This is a genomic window from Fischerella muscicola PCC 7414, assembly GCF_000317205.1.
Classification (GTDB): Bacteria; Cyanobacteriota; Cyanobacteriia; order Cyanobacteriales; family Nostocaceae; genus Fischerella; species Fischerella muscicola.
In genome coordinates, this window is the sequence record NZ_AJLK01000198.1 from 1 (window position 1) to 14480 (window position 14480).

The window sequence follows — 14480 nt, forward strand, 5'->3', positions numbered from 1 at the left end:
TTGCAATCACATCCGCTACTTGTAGAGGAGTTAGTGATTCGGAAAAAGCAGCCGTTACAGACTGAAGGCGGGCAATGCGCTCGGCAGATTGCTCTGCGGCTTGTTGTGACTGCTGTGCTTCTTGGTAGAGGCGGGCATTATCAATGGCGATCGCAGCTCGATGGGCTATGTCTTCTGCCAAGTCTATATCTGCCTGGTTATAACGGCGATCAGATTCAGCCGTGACAAAGGAAATTGCTCCTAAAATCTGTCCGCGAGCAATTAACGGCGATATTATACCAGACTTTAAGCCCAGTTCGCGCAAGATTCGCAGATGTTCAGCGTCTTGAGCCACCATCACTAATGCATCATCTGGAATTTCAGCCGCTATTTCGCTTTTTCCAGTTCGCAGCACCTTCGGCACTCCTTCCGTGTCGTCGATTGTCTAGGATATTGCCGATGAATTTCCCAGCCCAATTCCACTTTCGTTGGGTCGCGGTCAGCTACTGCAACCCGATGAATGGATTGATTGTCTTGCAGCAGGTCGATCGCGCACCAGTCGGCAAAGAACGGCACTACCAGATTTGCCACAGTTGCCAGAGTACATTCATAATCCAATGAAGATGCTAGTGCTGTACTGACTTCTGCCAGAAATGCCGCTCGCCGCTGGTCAGCTTCTGCTTTGAGACGCGCAGTTTGCTCTTGAATTTGCTGCCGCATCAATTGGGCGCGTTCAGCTTCTGAGCGTTTGCGCTCCGTAATGTCTTTGTTGATACTTATAAAAAAGATAGGATTCCCAGCTGTGTCATACACGGTTTTGGCTGTTGTCTCAATTGGCACTGCCGAGCCATCTTTTCGCAGACAGGGAATTTCACCACAAAACTTTCCTGTTGTCTGAATAGACTGAATAATTTCAGCCGTCATCGTCGCTTTGATATCCGGGTGATGGAGAAAATTAACGGGTCTTTTGATCGCCTCTTTTGCTGTATAGCCAAAGATTTGCTCAGCATTGCCCAGCCAGCGTTGAATCTTCCCTTCCAAATCAATCAACAAAATGGCATCGGGCATTTGCTGCAAGGCAACATCTGAGATTAGTAGTTCTGCTTCGGCTTGTTTGCGTTCGGTGATGTCGTGCATGACGACGACTGCGCCCTGTTTTTTGCCCTGGCTATCAGCGATCGCCTGTCCACTAGCAAGTAGTATCCTCGCCTTTCCCTGTTTGGGCGCAATCACCATTTCAATATTCTCAACCGTCTGTCCCTGTAACGCTCGAAATAGGGGAATATCGTTTTTGGACATTCGCATTTTGCCATCAGGCAAATACAGGTCATAGTGTTCTGCCCACTGTTCGGGTGGTAGTGGTTGTTCGGGCAAGCCGTGAAATTCTCGTGCTGCGCGATTAAATAAAGTCAAAATCCCCTCGGCGTTACAAGCAACGATTCCTGCTTGGACATTATCAAGCAGCACTCTGAGTAACTCCTGTTCTTTTTGCAGCGCTGCTTCGGCTTGCTGCCTTTCGGCAATTTCCAACTGGAGTAATTCGTTTGCTTGGGATAATTCAGCCGTTCGTTGTTCAACTAATCGCTCTAACTCATACTGGGCTTGTTGCCGTGCTGCTTCTGTTTGCTGTCGTTCTAGTTCGGTGGCAATGCGGAGAGCAAAAATTGTCAATAGGGATTCTGCAAGCTGAACATTTGTCAAAGCCTTGCCATCCATTACACCCAGTAAGCCGAGGGGTACACCCGTTGAGTTAAAAAACGGAACCGCGACATAACTTTCTATATTTAGAGGTTCTAACAGCGGTGCGTTAGGAAACAAAGCTTGGACTCGCTGGGGATAGCAACACAATTTTCGCTGTTGGAGTACTTCTTGGCAGGGGGTATTTTGCAACAGGTAGGCAAAGTTGTCGATGATCTGCCCCTTGGCGCAGGTAGCGATCGTTTGAATTGCTTGTTGGTGATCTCCCTCGACTAAACCAATGTAGGTATAATCAACCCCCAACACTTTACTCAAATGTTGCACCAAAGCCGAGAAAAATGCTTCACCTGTCACATTAGCAACGCCCCCACTCACTTCTAGCAACGCTGGATCGATTTGAGCAATTTTCCGGGCTGCCAGTCGTAGCTCTAATTCATCCATTACCATTGCGGCGAGATCCGCGAGGACGGCTTTTTGCTCGTCGCTTAAGGCATCACGGGGTTTCGTATCTAACAAACAAAGGGTTCCCAGGTTAAAGCCATCTTGGGTGAGCAATGGTGCGCCGGCATAGAACCGCAGACCCGGTTCATTTTGTACAAAGGGATTACAGGCGAGGCGATGATCTTGCCTGGTGTCGGGAATGACTAATACCTCGTTAGATAACAGCGCAAAGCTGCAAATAGTAGCATCTCGCTGCACTTCGCGTATATCAAAGCCATAGGAAGATTTAAACCAGCCTCTCGATTCATCTATTAGGGAAACTAAGGTGATCGGCACATCAAATAAACGTGCTGCCAAGGAGGTGATGCGATCAAAAGCAGCTTCTGGTGGGGTGTCGAGAATGTTGTATCGCCGCAGTGCCTCTAAGCGTTCTACCTCATTTGCAGGTAAAGGGGCAGTTGTTGTGATCGGTTGAGGGGAAGATTCAGTCATGAACTTGGAGGAGTAGGGGCGAGTAGAAGGCTGGAAATGCAACGGGAATTATTATAGGGTTTGAGAGTCCCTGGACCAGCGATCGCACCTGCCGTATCATCCCTATATTGCTGAGTAAAATGTCTGGGATTGATTGCATGAATACTTGCAGTGTCTCACCTGCGGATACGCAATCAAATGGCTTACTTTTGGTTGTTTAAGCACAATTGCCTCTTTCAGTACGAAAGTTTGAACAAGTTTAGAGACAAAATAGTGTAAGCTACATCTGGATTATATCATGTTCGCTTGAATACTTATACTGTTCTTTACTGATAGTGTTGAGCAAATGGTTGATTTTTTGCAGTGCTATTTCTATTCCCTGTTCTGCAACAGGTGATAGACTTTCGCCTAATTCAAAGTTCACTCCTGGCACTTTTACCCACCATGCTTGCGGTGAGCGACCATAAAGAGCTTGTGTAAGTGCAAATAGGTAACTGTTCCATTGAGTGTACACACTTCATGATGCCTAGTTACACAGGTAGATCAAAAATATCCGCAGTTTCCTACGTGAGGGTAACGGATATTTCTGATCCCAGACGCAAAGACACTGGCATGAGTTTCCCGTGTCCTTAGCGAAATGGTTTTTGTAAAATTAGATAGGGGCAGTTATGCAGAAAATCGGGTTGTAATCCGGTTCATCGCCTCTTCCACATTCTCCCGACTGTTAAACGCGGAAATTCGGAAATAACCTTCACCTGCTGCACCAAAGCCAGATCCTGGTGTACCCACAACGTTGCAACTATGCAGCAATTTGTCAAAGAAGTCCCAACTAGAAAGGCTATTGGGTGTTTTCACCCAGACGTAAGGTGCATTTACGCCTCCGTAGACCGCTAAGCCTGCCGCTGTTAGTTGTTCGCGAATAATTTTAGCATTTTCCAGGTAAAAACTAATCAGGGCTTTGGTTTGTGCTTGTCCCTGTTGGGAATAAACTGCCTCAGCTCCCCGTTGTACAATGTAGGACACGCCATTAAATTTAGTAGACTGGCGGCGGTTCCAGAGTTTCCAAAGTTCCACATCGGAACCATCAGCAGCTTTGGCTGTGAGGTTCTTGGGTACAACAGTCAATGCACACCGCGTACCAGTAAATCCAGCATTTTTGGAAAAAGAACGAAATTCGATCACACAATCTCTTGCTCCCTCAATTTCATAGATAGAGTGGGGAATTTCTGGATCGGTAATATAGGCTTCGTAAGCAGCATCAAAGAAAATTATCGAGCCATTCGCCCTCGCATAGTCTACCCAAGCTTGGAGATGTTCTTTAGAAGCAACTGCGCCAGTGGGGTTATTGGGGAAGCAGAGGTAAATTAAATCGACTTTCTCTGAGGGGATGGTGGCGGTGAAGTTATTTTCTGCTGTGATTGGCAGATAAACTAAACCCTCAAACTCACCTTTATCGTTAGCATTCCCTGTATTTCCTGCCATGACATTCGTATCTACATATACGGGATATACCGGGTCGGTGACGGCAATAGTATTGTTTTTGCCGAAGATTTCCAGAATATTTCCTGTGTCACACTTAGATCCATCAGATATAAATATTTCCGATGCATCAATTTCGCATCCCCGCGCTTGGAAATCGTGTTTCGCGATTTTTTCTCGTAGCCAAGGGTAACCTTGTTCCGGGCCATAGCCTTTGAAAGTGGCGCGATCGCCCATTTCTTCTACAGCTTTAATCATCGCAGTGCGGCAAGCTTCTGGCAATGGTTCGGTGACATCACCAATACCCAACCGGATAATTTTGGCATCTGGGTTAGCTTCTGCGAAAGCGTTGACACGGCGCGCAATTTCAGGAAACAGATAACCAGCTTTCAGCTTCAGGTAGTTGTCGTTAATCGTTGCCATAGTGGGAAATTTTGATCAATGCTCTAAATAAACCAGCTTACTGCCATGTGCGATATCTTGGTTGAGTTGCGATCGCCAGTTTAGCGGTTTGCAGTTGGTTTTGCTTAAACTCCAACTTGTTGAAGTGACGTACCCGACGCTGATGCAAAGCATACAGCGCGGGCAACGAGCGTGACTCCTGTTTGAGGACATTAATTGAGCTTTAAGACCGTGCGCCCCACGGTTGTTTATGTTTATAGCCGCATTTAAATGCCTGCACAAACTTGCATGGCATACAGGACAATTGTGCATTCTTTGAGATAGAGGCTTTTTAACTTTGTGACCTTCGATTCAATGAACTTAAAAATGGGGAACCCTTTTTATATATTGAGCAAGCCCTGTGATTTACCCTTGGTGGTGGCAAAGCCGCCTAAGCGGCTTTGCGAGGGTTCCCCATTTTTAAGAGGAGAAAACTGTGACCACAGCTAGAACATTCTTGGCTTGTACCGTTTGGGTTTACAGCTATTACTTTCAAACCAGCATTTTCGGCTTTGTTTGAAAGTATAGTTACAAACTGACTCCAACCAGCATCATTAATACTTTTTGCCAGTCTTGTTTTAATTCGCTATGACGAATTGACTAAGGAGGCGATCGCTTGCAGCAATGTCTCTGGTTCTACAGGCTTAGGAATATGCTTCTGAAACCCTACGGATAGGGCTTGTTGCTGATCGAACTCCCCAGCGTAGGCTGTGAGTGTGATCGCTTTAATTTGTCCTCCCTGTTGCGGGGGTAAGCTTCTCACCTGCCGCATTAGCATATAACCATCGATCTCCGGCATCCCAATATCACTGATTAATATATCTGGCTGGGTTTGCTGCAAAATTTTCAGAGCTTCAGTCGCGGATGCAGCTACACTCACCTTTGCTCCATAGGCTTCCAGAACCGTTACCATCAGTTCGCGCATATCTGCTTCATCATCCACAACCAGAATTTTTAACTGGCCCAGATCCAGAGTTTCAGTCCCAGAAGAATCCTCCTGGGCTGTTTGTGAGATCACGGTTGGCAGTGGTAGGCGAAGAGTGAAAGTTGCGCCCTGCCCTAACCCAGGACTGTCAGCTTGGATCGTGCCGCCGTGTTGCTCGGTCAGATACCGGACGATCGCCAGCCCTAACCCCAATCCCCCAAATTTGCGGGTGGTTGCCCCATCTTCCTGGCGAAAATAGTCAAACACGTAGGGTAAAAAATCAGGACTGATGCCTTTGCCTGTATCTTGTACCTGGATTTGAGCAAAATTATCTACGCGCTCAAGCCTCACTTCTACTCGCCCGCCCTGGGGCGTAAACTTGACTGCATTTGTGAGCAGGTTCCAGATAATTTGCTGGAGGCGGGCAGAATCACCGGCTACAGTTCCCACATGGGGATTGAGTCTGGTTTGAATTTGAATACTTTTGGCTTGGGCGGCTAAACGCACGGTTTTGATCGCGGCTTCAATGGTTGTTACCAAATTGACCGGACAAATATTCAGTACCATCTTGCCGCGCAGAATCCGGAAGACATCGAGGAGATCATCAATCAATTGGGCTTGCAGTTTGGCATTGCGCTCGATCGTTGCCAAAGCTTGCGCTGTTTTTTGGGGGGTGAGCTTCTGGCTTTGCATAAGCTTTGCCCAACCCAGGATGGGGTTAAGGGGCGATCGCAATTCGTGGGATAACACCGCCAGAAATTCATCTTTGATCCGGTTTGCTCGTTCGGCTTCTTCCCGTGCCGCTTGTTCTTGTTGCAAAAGACGCGCTCGCTGTTTCTCCAGTTCTTGTTTGTCGTGAATGTCTGTTGAGACTCCAAACCACTGGATGACTCGACCCTGCTCATCCTTGAAGGGCATAGCTCGCACCAGCTGCCAACGATATGTTCCATCTGCCCGTAGCAGTCGGTATTCTGCTTCGTAGGGAATGCCGTTTTGCACCGATTCCGTCCACTGTTGATCAATTCGCTCCACGTCATCGGGTCGGCTGACCACGATAGACTGCCTCACCGCATGTACCAATGCAGAGATCATTAATCGGGGCATCCTTGAGTCCTTGCCCAAGCGATGGTGGAAAATCTGGGGTGATGAACTTGTTAAACTTCGCCCGTTGAGCATCAGCTAGCAGGAAGCAGGCGCGTGTACCCCGATGAAGCCGAGACACTGAAGCACACGTGGCTGCAAGGCATTCGGAGAGCGGGCGTCCTAAAGCTATTAACTCTAGCAGTCGCTTTTGCTCGACTAGCATCAGTTCGGCCCGTTTGCGTTCCTGGCGTTCTTGGGTTTCCTGCAATGCTCGCCTGACAGATGGCACTAGCCGTCCTAGCCGTTGCTTTAGCACATAATCTGTGGCTCCCCGTTTGAGCGCTTCGATCGCCAATTCCTCACCCAAACTGCCAGAAATGAAAATAAATGGCACATCAGGACGCAGATGGCAAGCAATTTCTAGAGCAGAAATGCCATCAAACCCTGCTAGTGCATAGTCTGCCAGAATTAGGTCAAACTCATTGCTTAATAGTGCCGAAATAAAGTCAGCACGAGTGTCCACCCGCAGCAGTTTACAGTCGATGCCGCCACCTATAAGCGTGGCTTGAATGGCATCTGCATCCAGTGAGTTGTCTTCGAGCAAGAGAAATCGTAGTACCATTATTGTTTCTCCTGCTGGAATTTAGTTAACGAAAAGTAGGACGTCTGGTTGCCTATCAGCCAATCGATTGTTAGGTTTGGATGGAAATCTTCAGAAACCTTGATCTTGACATCAGGGGGCACAATCTCAACTCCCCCCAGATGAAAAGTACTTAGCTAGTAAGTCTTCACCGCGATCGCCCAAGGAGTGCAGTAGAGCTTCAATTTGTTTCAACGCCAATGGTAAAGGCTTTGTCCGTCCGTTCTCCCATCGATTAACGCTATGGAACGAAACTCCCAGTTTAGCAGCAAACTTCACCTGTGAGAGTTCAAGGCGCGCTCTTGTCTCACGGATTAACTCTACAAACTCTGTTTTTTCGATTGCAGGCATGAACGTGGATACCTTTGATAGCTATAACAAGGTTTGACTATAGCATATGCGATAGTTGCTGTTGAAATATATATCATATGGACTTGTTGTTATGACCTCTACCTAAAGAAGCAGAAATGTTGGCGCTGCCAAAAAATGTCTGCGGGGGTTGGCACTGCTAAATGGACAATCTGATGAGGAGTCCTGGTGGTTCATCGCATTAATTGTGAGAGGCAAAAGAATGAACCACCAAGACACAAAGACACAAAGAAGGAGGTTTAATCGATTTGTCTAAGTTGTTTTCCCCGGCTTGCGTTTGTGTGACACAGTATTAGATTTCAGCGACATCCTAAACTTTCGCGAGTTGACACACCTGTTACTGGATTGATGCCATCAGCGCGATCGCACATCAATTTCACTTGGTAAGGATCAATAATTGCACCAGAAAAATCTGCTCCTGTAATTTCTGCGTCAAAAAAGCGACTACTAGCAAGCATTGCATCGGTGAAAATGGCATTGGTTAAATTGGCTTTATTAAAGATGACGCGATCGGCAAATGCTTCTGCAAGATTAGCATTACTTAAATCTGCTTGCAGAAATGACCCTTTTGTGATAATAGTTCCACTGAGATTTGCTCCCTGAAAGTTTGCTCCCTGCATTTCTGCACCTGCAAAAGATGTTCCGTGTAAATCTTGATGAGCAAAGTCTCGATATCGTAAGTCAGAAAGTGTATAATTCACAGTGTTTTCCTGTGCTAAGACGGCAGGGGTATCTAAGATTAACAGCCAGCTACTCAAACCAATAAAAAGCAAAACATACAAAATAGACTGTAACCAAGCTGGAAATTTACGCTTCATAGATAGTTCCCCAATTACATGATCACTAATACAAAACTTTAACGAAGAAAGGCAGCTATGCTGAGGGCAGAGGGCAGTTATGAGCTAAAGTCATCTTTATACAACTCAAATAAATCAAATAAGTCTGCTGAAGCAGACTTTAGCAATGAGACTGCGATTTGAATCGCAGGCGGGTTTTTTGAACTTTATCCCTATGTTGTGCAACGCCAACAATTTAGTAGTTTTGCGATTCCTCCGCTAAAGATTTTAGGCAAGGTTATACTAATTTATTTGGTCAGAACATCTTGCATTAGATGGAAAGGGGTTATATCAAGTTCGACTAATTGCTTACAATATTATGCTTTGCTGTTGGTTATTGGTTTTTCCCATTACCGATTACCAATTACCAGTCCACGCGACAGTATAAGTATTCAAGCGAGTATGATATTACAGCTTTTCCTATTTGTCAGATAATCTCTAAAAAAATGACAAAGTTTGGAGAAACACATCAATTGCCAGAAATTATTACTCAAAATATTGCTAGTGCCACAATCTCGATTATTATTCCGACTCTGAATGAAGCGAAGAACATCAAAGCCGCCTTAGCTAGTACTCAACCCAGTACTCATGTCGAAATTATTGTAGTTGATGGCGGCTCCCAAGATGAAACGGTGACCATAGCTGAGTCATTTGGCGTCAAAGTTATCTTGGCTGCTACGGGACGTGCCAAGCAGATGAATGTCGGTGCTGCCATTGCTAACGGTGAGATTTTGCTGTTTCTCCATGCCGATACCTGCTTACCACTCGGGTTTGATGTCATGGTTCGCGAAGCATTAGCACAGCCTGGAGTCGTCGCTGGTGCATTTGCCTTGCGAATCGGTGCGGAATTACCAAGTTTGCGAGTAGTAGAATGGGGGGTAAATGTGCGATCGCGTTTTTTACAAATGCCTTACGGTGATCAAGCAATATTTTTAACTAGAAAAATATTTAATCATGTTGGTGGCTTTCCAGAATTACCCATCATGGAGGATTTTGAAATCATGCGACGTTTAAGAAGCTTGGGCAAAATCACAATTATACCTGTACCAATTATTACCTCAGCACGTCGCTGGCTCAAAAAAGGGATTTGGCAAACAACATTAATGAATCAAATAGTAATCATCGCTTATTTTCTCGGAATCTCCCCCCAGCGAATTCGCAGTTGGTATCGTCAGGAAAAATTTAAAAGGTTTTAAGGGTTGGTTGTTGGTTGTTGGTTGTTGGTTGTTGGTTGTTGGTTGTTGGTTGTTGTTTGTTGGTTGTTGTTTGTTGGTTGTTGGTTGTTGTTTGTTGGTAAGAGGGAACTCTTAACTCTTAACAGGGAACAGGTAATTTCTTCCTTGTCTCCCCATACTCCCAGACGCTTCAAACAGCGGTCTCTACATTACTCCCCACACCCCTCACACCCCTCACACCCCCATCTCCCCACCGCCCCTAATCCCCACCGCCCCTAATCCCCACTCCCTGTCGGTCGCGGGGGCCGGTGAGTTCCCCACCTCCCCACACTCCCTTGTCCCCGATCCCCAATCCCAATATGCATAGAAAACCCAAACTCAAACTAGTGTTGTTATTTTGTCTGGCTGTCAGCTTAATCATTGCTGCCAAGCATTTAAACATTCAGGGATGGTTGCACAGATCAATCATCTGGATCGAGAGTCTTGGTTCATGGGGAGCGATCGCGTTTATTATCATCTATAACATAGCAACATTACTTTTTATACCCGGCTCCCTGCTTACACTGAAAGGAGGTTGTCTATTTGGTGTAGTTTGGGGTTCTATTTATGTATTAATTGCTGCAACTATCGGAGCCACTTTTGCATTCATCATTGGGCGTTATTTAACGCGAGATTGGGTTTGCCGCCAGTTAGAAAAGCATCCAAAATTTAAAGCGATTGATCAGGCAGTTGCCAAACAAGGATTCAAAATAGTATTTTTGACTCGCTTGTCTCCCATTTTTCCATTTAACTTGTTAAACTATGCTTTTGGAATCACCCAAGTTTCACTGAAAGATTATATCTTAGGTTCCATTGGCATGATTCCAGGTACTGTCATGTATGTTTATATCGGTTCTCTTGCTACCGACTTAGCAATGATTAGCACTCATCATCAGCCAACTACCCCAGAAACTGAAATTGGGAAATGGTTAATACAAATAATCGGACTAATTGCCACAGTTGTTGTAACTATTTATGTAACTAGAATTGCCCAAAAAGCTCTTCAAGAAAGCGTAGATAGTAACTAAAAGTAAAAAAATTATAACATCCATAATACAAACATCAAAAATCTGTATTCATCTGTGTTCATCTGTGTTTATCTGTGTTCGTTTTTTCAAAGATAATTCTTCACCCAATTACTAAATTAAAACTTAAATTCATCACTCATGAAAAATAAAATATTAAAACATCAAGCTGAATCCAAACAATCCCATAACTTCTTAAAACTAAGTTTCTTAACCATACTTACCTTTACCTTGATATTCTGTTTCAACGCAGACCTTGCATCAGCACAGCAAACTGCAAATACACCAGGTTTCAATCCTCAAGAATGGTTGCGAAATGCTTTGCAGTGGATTGACAGCTTAGGTACAGTAGGAGCGATCGCATTTATCATCCTCTATATCATTGCTACAGTTGCTTTTTTACCAGGTTCGATCCTCACCTTAGGCGCTGGCGTCGTCTTTGGTGTAGTTTGGGGTTCCATCTACGTCTTTATTGGTGCAACTTTAGGCGCAACCGCCGCTTTCCTAGTGGGACGCTACTTAGCAAGAGGCTGGGTAGCCAAGAAAATCGCAGATAACAAAAAATTCGCCGCGATCGATCGCGCCGTTGGTAGAGAAGGACTCAAAATAGTTCTCCTCACCCGACTTTCTCCCATATTTCCTTTTAACTTATTAAATTATGCCTTTGGTGTTACCGACGTTTCCCTCAAAGACTACTTTATAGGTTCTGTAGGCATGATCCCAGGAACAATTATGTATGTTTACATCGGTTCCCTAGCTGGAAATCTTGCCATGATTGGTACACAAACTCAACCAACCAACCCCACCCTACAATGGGCAATTCGGATCATAGGTTTTATTGCCACAGTTGCAGTCACAGTTTATGTCACTCGGATAGCCAAAAAAGCCCTTGAGGAGGTTTTGTAGGAGATGGGAGATGGGGAACTCACCGGTCCCCGCGACCGACAGGGAGTGGGGATTAGGGGCGGTGGGGAGATGGGGAGATGGGGAGAATAAATAGTGACCAATGACAAATGACAAATGACATATTGACAATTGACTCTTGACCAACAATATAAAAAAGAGGTTATAGCAATGTCTAATTCTGAATTTCAAAAAGTCATAGTCCGCCCAGTAGATGAGTATAATCAAAGACTAGTAGCCTACGTACATCCTCCCGACTGGCTTAATCCCAGACCAGCTGATTGTTATGACTTGGTAGTAATTGGTGCAGGTACAGCGGGGTTGGTAGTAGCAGCGGGTGCGGCGGGTTTGGGTTTGGGTTTGAAAGTAGCATTAATTGAAAAGCATCTCATGGGTGGAGATTGCTTAAACGTTGGTTGTGTACCATCAAAATGCATGATTAGATCGGCGCGGGTTGTGGGTGAAATGTGGAATGCTAGAGACTTTGGAGTGAACATCCCGCGACACATTGATGTGGATTTTCCCGCAGTTATGGAAAGAATGCGAAAGCTGCGCGCTGGTATTAGCCATCACGACTCGGCGGAACGTTTTCAAAAGCTAGGGGTTGATGTATTTTTGGGTAACGCTAGCTTTGCCAGCAACAACACTGTAGTAGTTGATGACAAAACTCTCCACTTCAAAAAAGCTGTAATTGCCACTGGTGCAAGGGCGGCGCGTCTTGCCATCCCAGGAATAGAAGAAGCAGGCTATTTAACTAACGAGACAGTTTTTTCTCTCACCCAACGACCACAACGTTTAGCTGTCATTGGTGGCGGGCCTATCGGTTGCGAATTGGCGCAAGCATTCCGGCGCTTGGGTTGTGAGGTGGTGCTTTTCCATCGCGGTTCCCACATCCTCAATAAAGAAGATGCTGATGCTGCCGAAATTGTCCAAAATGTCTTTATTCAAGAAGGGATTCGTTTGGTCTTAAATTGCCAAATGCAGCGAGTAGAAAAAACCATTGAGGGCAAGAAACTTTATTTTAGCTGCAATGGTCGAGAAGATTCTGTCACAGTTGATGAAATTTTAGCAGGTGCAGGACGTGTCCCCAATGTGGAAGGTTTGAATTTAGAGACTGTGGGGGTGGAATATGATCAGCAACGAGGCGTGATGGTGAATGATTACTTACAAACCACCAACCCCAGGATTTATGCTGCTGGTGATATCTGCATGAATTGGAAATTTACCCATGCTGCGGATGCGGCGGCGCGAATAGTTATTAAAAATACTTTATTCTCTCCTTTTGGTTTGGGACGTTATAAACTCAGTAATTTAGTAATGCCTTGGGTAACATACACAGATCCAGAAATCGCCCATGTGGGGATGTATGAACAACAAGCCCAGGAAAAAGGTATTGATGTAAATACAATCAAGATACCTTTTAGTAGTGTAGATCGAGCGATCGCAGATGGTGAAGAAGATGGCTTTGTCAAAATCCTCCACAAAAAAGGATCAGATCAAATTCTTGGTGCAACCATTGTCGCCCGTCACGCAGGTGAGATGATTTCAGAAGTCACCACGGCAATTGTGCATAAAATTGGTTTGAGTAAGATGAGTAGTGTGATTCATCCTTACCCAACACAAGCAGAAGGAATTAAGAAAGCGGCGGATGCTTATCGCCGAACTTTGTTGACGCCAAAAACAAAACGCTTTTTGGGATTGTTGACAAAGTTCTCTTGAAAATAGGGATTGGAAATTGGGGATTGGGGATTGGGGAAAAAGTTTTTATGGCAAGGTTTGTGGGATTTTCCTGTGATTGACTATGTTGAAAATAGGGGCTTGTGTCTTAGTCTATTGGAAGTCCAACTTGCTTGAACCATGTAAGTTTGTCCCAGTAGCCACGCTGAAAACGGATTTTACCATCGACAACATGAAAGAAGCCACAGCCTCTTAATGTATACTTTCTACCTGGTGCGCTTGATTCTGCCTCATTCCCAATAAATGTGCCGCCACCAGACCATTCAAGGATAGCCCAATCTCCATCCTCAAATAAGTTCTCAATATGGGTATAAGTGTCTGGCGTTGAACGGAAAAAGTTGATTAAATCTGCATGAATAGCACTTTTACCCTCAAGAGGAGTCCCAATCGCCATCTGGATATTCACAGCATCTTCGTGATAAAGTGCAGCCGCTGCATCTGCGTCATGAGTGTTTAAAGCGTCTACAAAAGCACTAATGACTTGCTTTGGTGTTCTCATGTGTATTCCTCTGATTGAGGCAGACAAAAATCAAGCACATTCTAATCAACTTAATGCTGATGATAGCTAATCCGACTAATTAGCCAAGCCGAAGATATTATGCCCACAAATTGAGCCACGATAGTATTAATATTTGCTTGTACCACAAACATATCGAGTGGTTCAATCAATTGACTCGCGTTGTAGATTGCTAATCCTTCAACTTGAGTCAGGGATCTGGCTACAAGAGTACCAACGATCGCCTCAACACCAAATAGAGTTAATATCATGCCAACACCATTTAAAGTCAATCCCTGCCAGAGGAGACGAATGACATCTGCTTTTTTGGGGTGTAATGCAGGATTTGCTGAGTGTAACTCTTTGCCAATGCGAGTATATCTCCAATCCCAATAAAGACTGATCCCCAATATCAACAGTCCACCGACTGCACAAAATAAACCTAACCAAGACATGGGATCTTGAGCCTTGAGATTGAAATTAGGATCTGCGATCGCAAATAATACAATTAATCCTGAAACTACGAGAAGGCTTAGCTGTAGACCGAAGTTAATCCAACCTATGAGACGAAAATTTGTGGCAATTTCCTGGATGTTTGGTAAGGAGGAGTGGGAGTCTAACTTATTTAACATGGTTTATCCTCAGCCACTATAGACAACTTATAGCAAAAAATAAATTTCTTGGCTCATTGGCGATTGATTGCACCTCACCCCGTCCTATCGGACACCCCTCTCCTTACTAAG

Annotated in this window: 15 protein-coding genes and 3 pseudogenes; 4 read left to right on the plus strand and 14 right to left on the minus strand. The window is 44.9% G+C overall.

All coding sequences use genetic code 11. The annotated features are described in order from the left end of the window. The 11 genes and pseudogenes from UYI_RS39390 to UYI_RS0130240 form a co-directional block, all read right to left on the minus strand. Positions 1-394, minus strand: a 394-nt coding sequence (locus UYI_RS39390) for a GAF domain-containing protein (protein ID WP_235148046.1), incomplete at its 3' end; no start/stop codon positions are given. Next, the gene (locus tag UYI_RS33745; protein WP_016870421.1) at positions 367-2610 is read right to left on the minus strand and encodes a PAS domain S-box protein; all 2244 of its coding nucleotides are present in this window, start codon (positions 2608-2610) and stop codon (positions 367-369) included. The genes UYI_RS33745 and UYI_RS39390, both read right to left, overlap by 28 nt. A gap of 259 nt (positions 2611-2869) precedes the next feature. Then, the gene (locus UYI_RS33750; protein ID WP_016870422.1) at positions 2870-3103 is read right to left on the minus strand and encodes a hypothetical protein; all 234 of its coding nucleotides are present in this window, start codon (positions 3101-3103) and stop codon (positions 2870-2872) included. A gap of 152 nt (positions 3104-3255) precedes the next feature. Further along, entirely contained in the window at positions 3256-4491 is a 1236-nt protein-coding gene (locus tag UYI_RS0130220; RefSeq protein ID WP_016870423.1) for an LL-diaminopimelate aminotransferase, read from the minus strand. Positions 4492-4528: 37 nt separating this feature from the next. Continuing rightward, a complete protein-coding gene (locus UYI_RS39905) occupies positions 4529-4657 on the minus strand; it encodes a hypothetical protein (RefSeq protein ID WP_258003604.1) in 129 nt (42 codons plus the stop codon). A 20-nt stretch (positions 4658-4677) separates the two neighbouring features. Continuing rightward, positions 4678-4815 (minus strand): annotated as a pseudogene (locus UYI_RS37390) (RNA-guided endonuclease TnpB family protein); the annotation flags it as partial. 136 nt (positions 4816-4951) lie between these two features. Next, positions 4952-5089 (minus strand): annotated as a pseudogene (locus UYI_RS35440) (zinc ribbon domain-containing protein); the annotation flags it as partial. A 6-nt stretch (positions 5090-5095) separates the two neighbouring features. Further along, positions 5096-6484: pseudogene (locus tag UYI_RS33755) on the minus strand (hybrid sensor histidine kinase/response regulator); the annotation flags it as partial. Next, complete coding sequence (locus UYI_RS39395; RefSeq protein ID WP_026086268.1) at positions 6468-7139, minus strand: response regulator; 672 nt, start codon at positions 7137-7139, stop codon at positions 6468-6470. The gene UYI_RS39395 and the pseudogene UYI_RS33755, both read right to left, overlap by 17 nt. A 126-nt stretch (positions 7140-7265) precedes the next feature. Further along, positions 7266-7508 (minus strand): helix-turn-helix domain-containing protein, encoded by a 243-nt coding sequence (locus UYI_RS0130235; RefSeq protein ID WP_016870425.1) that lies wholly within the window; start codon positions 7506-7508, stop codon positions 7266-7268. A 317-nt stretch (positions 7509-7825) separates the two neighbouring features. Further along, entirely contained in the window at positions 7826-8344 is a 519-nt protein-coding gene (locus UYI_RS0130240) for a pentapeptide repeat-containing protein (protein WP_016870426.1), read from the minus strand. A 464-nt stretch (positions 8345-8808) separates the two neighbouring features. Between UYI_RS0130240 and UYI_RS0130245 the strand changes: the two genes are divergently transcribed. Continuing rightward, the gene (locus UYI_RS0130245) at positions 8809-9558 is read left to right on the plus strand and encodes a TIGR04283 family arsenosugar biosynthesis glycosyltransferase (protein ID WP_016870427.1); all 750 of its coding nucleotides are present in this window, start codon (positions 8809-8811) and stop codon (positions 9556-9558) included. On the opposite strand, the gene UYI_RS37400 is transcribed toward UYI_RS0130245, so the two are convergent. Next, positions 9555-9731, minus strand: coding sequence for a hypothetical protein (locus UYI_RS37400; protein ID WP_016870428.1), 177 nt, complete (start codon positions 9729-9731; stop codon positions 9555-9557). The genes UYI_RS0130245 and UYI_RS37400 overlap by 4 nt on opposite strands. Positions 9732-9896: 165 nt before the next feature. Between UYI_RS37400 and UYI_RS0130255 the strand changes: the two genes are divergently transcribed. From UYI_RS0130255 to UYI_RS0130265, 3 genes are all read left to right on the plus strand, one after another. Next, positions 9897-10604, plus strand: a complete 708-nt coding sequence (locus UYI_RS0130255; RefSeq protein WP_016870429.1) for a TVP38/TMEM64 family protein — start codon at positions 9897-9899, stop codon at positions 10602-10604. A 138-nt stretch (positions 10605-10742) separates the two neighbouring features. Continuing rightward, positions 10743-11507 carry a TVP38/TMEM64 family protein gene (locus UYI_RS0130260; protein WP_016870430.1) on the plus strand — a complete coding sequence of 255 codons (765 nt, stop codon included), beginning with the start codon at positions 10743-10745 and terminating at the stop codon, positions 11505-11507. A gap of 168 nt (positions 11508-11675) precedes the next feature. Beyond that, entirely contained in the window at positions 11676-13223 is a 1548-nt protein-coding gene (locus UYI_RS0130265; protein ID WP_016870431.1) for a mercuric reductase, read from the plus strand. A gap of 106 nt (positions 13224-13329) precedes the next feature. Here UYI_RS0130265 and UYI_RS0130270 read toward each other — a convergent pair whose 3' ends face one another. Continuing rightward, complete coding sequence (locus UYI_RS0130270) at positions 13330-13740, minus strand: nuclear transport factor 2 family protein (RefSeq protein ID WP_016870432.1); 411 nt, start codon at positions 13738-13740, stop codon at positions 13330-13332. A gap of 50 nt (positions 13741-13790) precedes the next feature. Continuing rightward, entirely contained in the window at positions 13791-14369 is a 579-nt protein-coding gene (locus UYI_RS0130275; RefSeq protein WP_016870433.1) for a DUF3611 family protein, read from the minus strand. Between the last annotated feature and the right edge of the window lie 111 nt (positions 14370-14480).

What these genes read in the sequence shown, in the direction of transcription:
- UYI_RS33745 (WP_016870421.1), bottom strand. Translation starts at nt 2,610, where the DNA reads ATGACTGAATCTTCCCCTCAACCGATCACAACAACTGCCCCTTTACCT.
- UYI_RS0130220 (WP_016870423.1), bottom strand. Translation starts at nt 4,491, where the DNA reads ATGGCAACGATTAACGACAACTACCTGAAGCTGAAAGCTGGTTATCTG.
- UYI_RS39395 (WP_026086268.1), bottom strand. Translation starts at nt 7,139, where the DNA reads ATGGTACTACGATTTCTCTTGCTCGAAGACAACTCACTGGATGCAGAT.
- UYI_RS0130235 (WP_016870425.1), bottom strand. Translation starts at nt 7,508, where the DNA reads ATGCCTGCAATCGAAAAAACAGAGTTTGTAGAGTTAATCCGTGAGACA.
- UYI_RS0130240 (WP_016870426.1), bottom strand. Translation starts at nt 8,344, where the DNA reads ATGAAGCGTAAATTTCCAGCTTGGTTACAGTCTATTTTGTATGTTTTG.
- UYI_RS0130245 (WP_016870427.1), top strand. Translation starts at nt 8,809, where the DNA reads ATGACAAAGTTTGGAGAAACACATCAATTGCCAGAAATTATTACTCAA.
- UYI_RS0130255 (WP_016870429.1), top strand. Translation starts at nt 9,897, where the DNA reads ATGCATAGAAAACCCAAACTCAAACTAGTGTTGTTATTTTGTCTGGCT.
- UYI_RS0130260 (WP_016870430.1), top strand. Translation starts at nt 10,743, where the DNA reads ATGAAAAATAAAATATTAAAACATCAAGCTGAATCCAAACAATCCCAT.
- UYI_RS0130265 (WP_016870431.1), top strand. Translation starts at nt 11,676, where the DNA reads ATGTCTAATTCTGAATTTCAAAAAGTCATAGTCCGCCCAGTAGATGAG.
- UYI_RS0130270 (WP_016870432.1), bottom strand. Translation starts at nt 13,740, where the DNA reads ATGAGAACACCAAAGCAAGTCATTAGTGCTTTTGTAGACGCTTTAAAC.
- UYI_RS0130275 (WP_016870433.1), bottom strand. Translation starts at nt 14,369, where the DNA reads ATGTTAAATAAGTTAGACTCCCACTCCTCCTTACCAAACATCCAGGAA.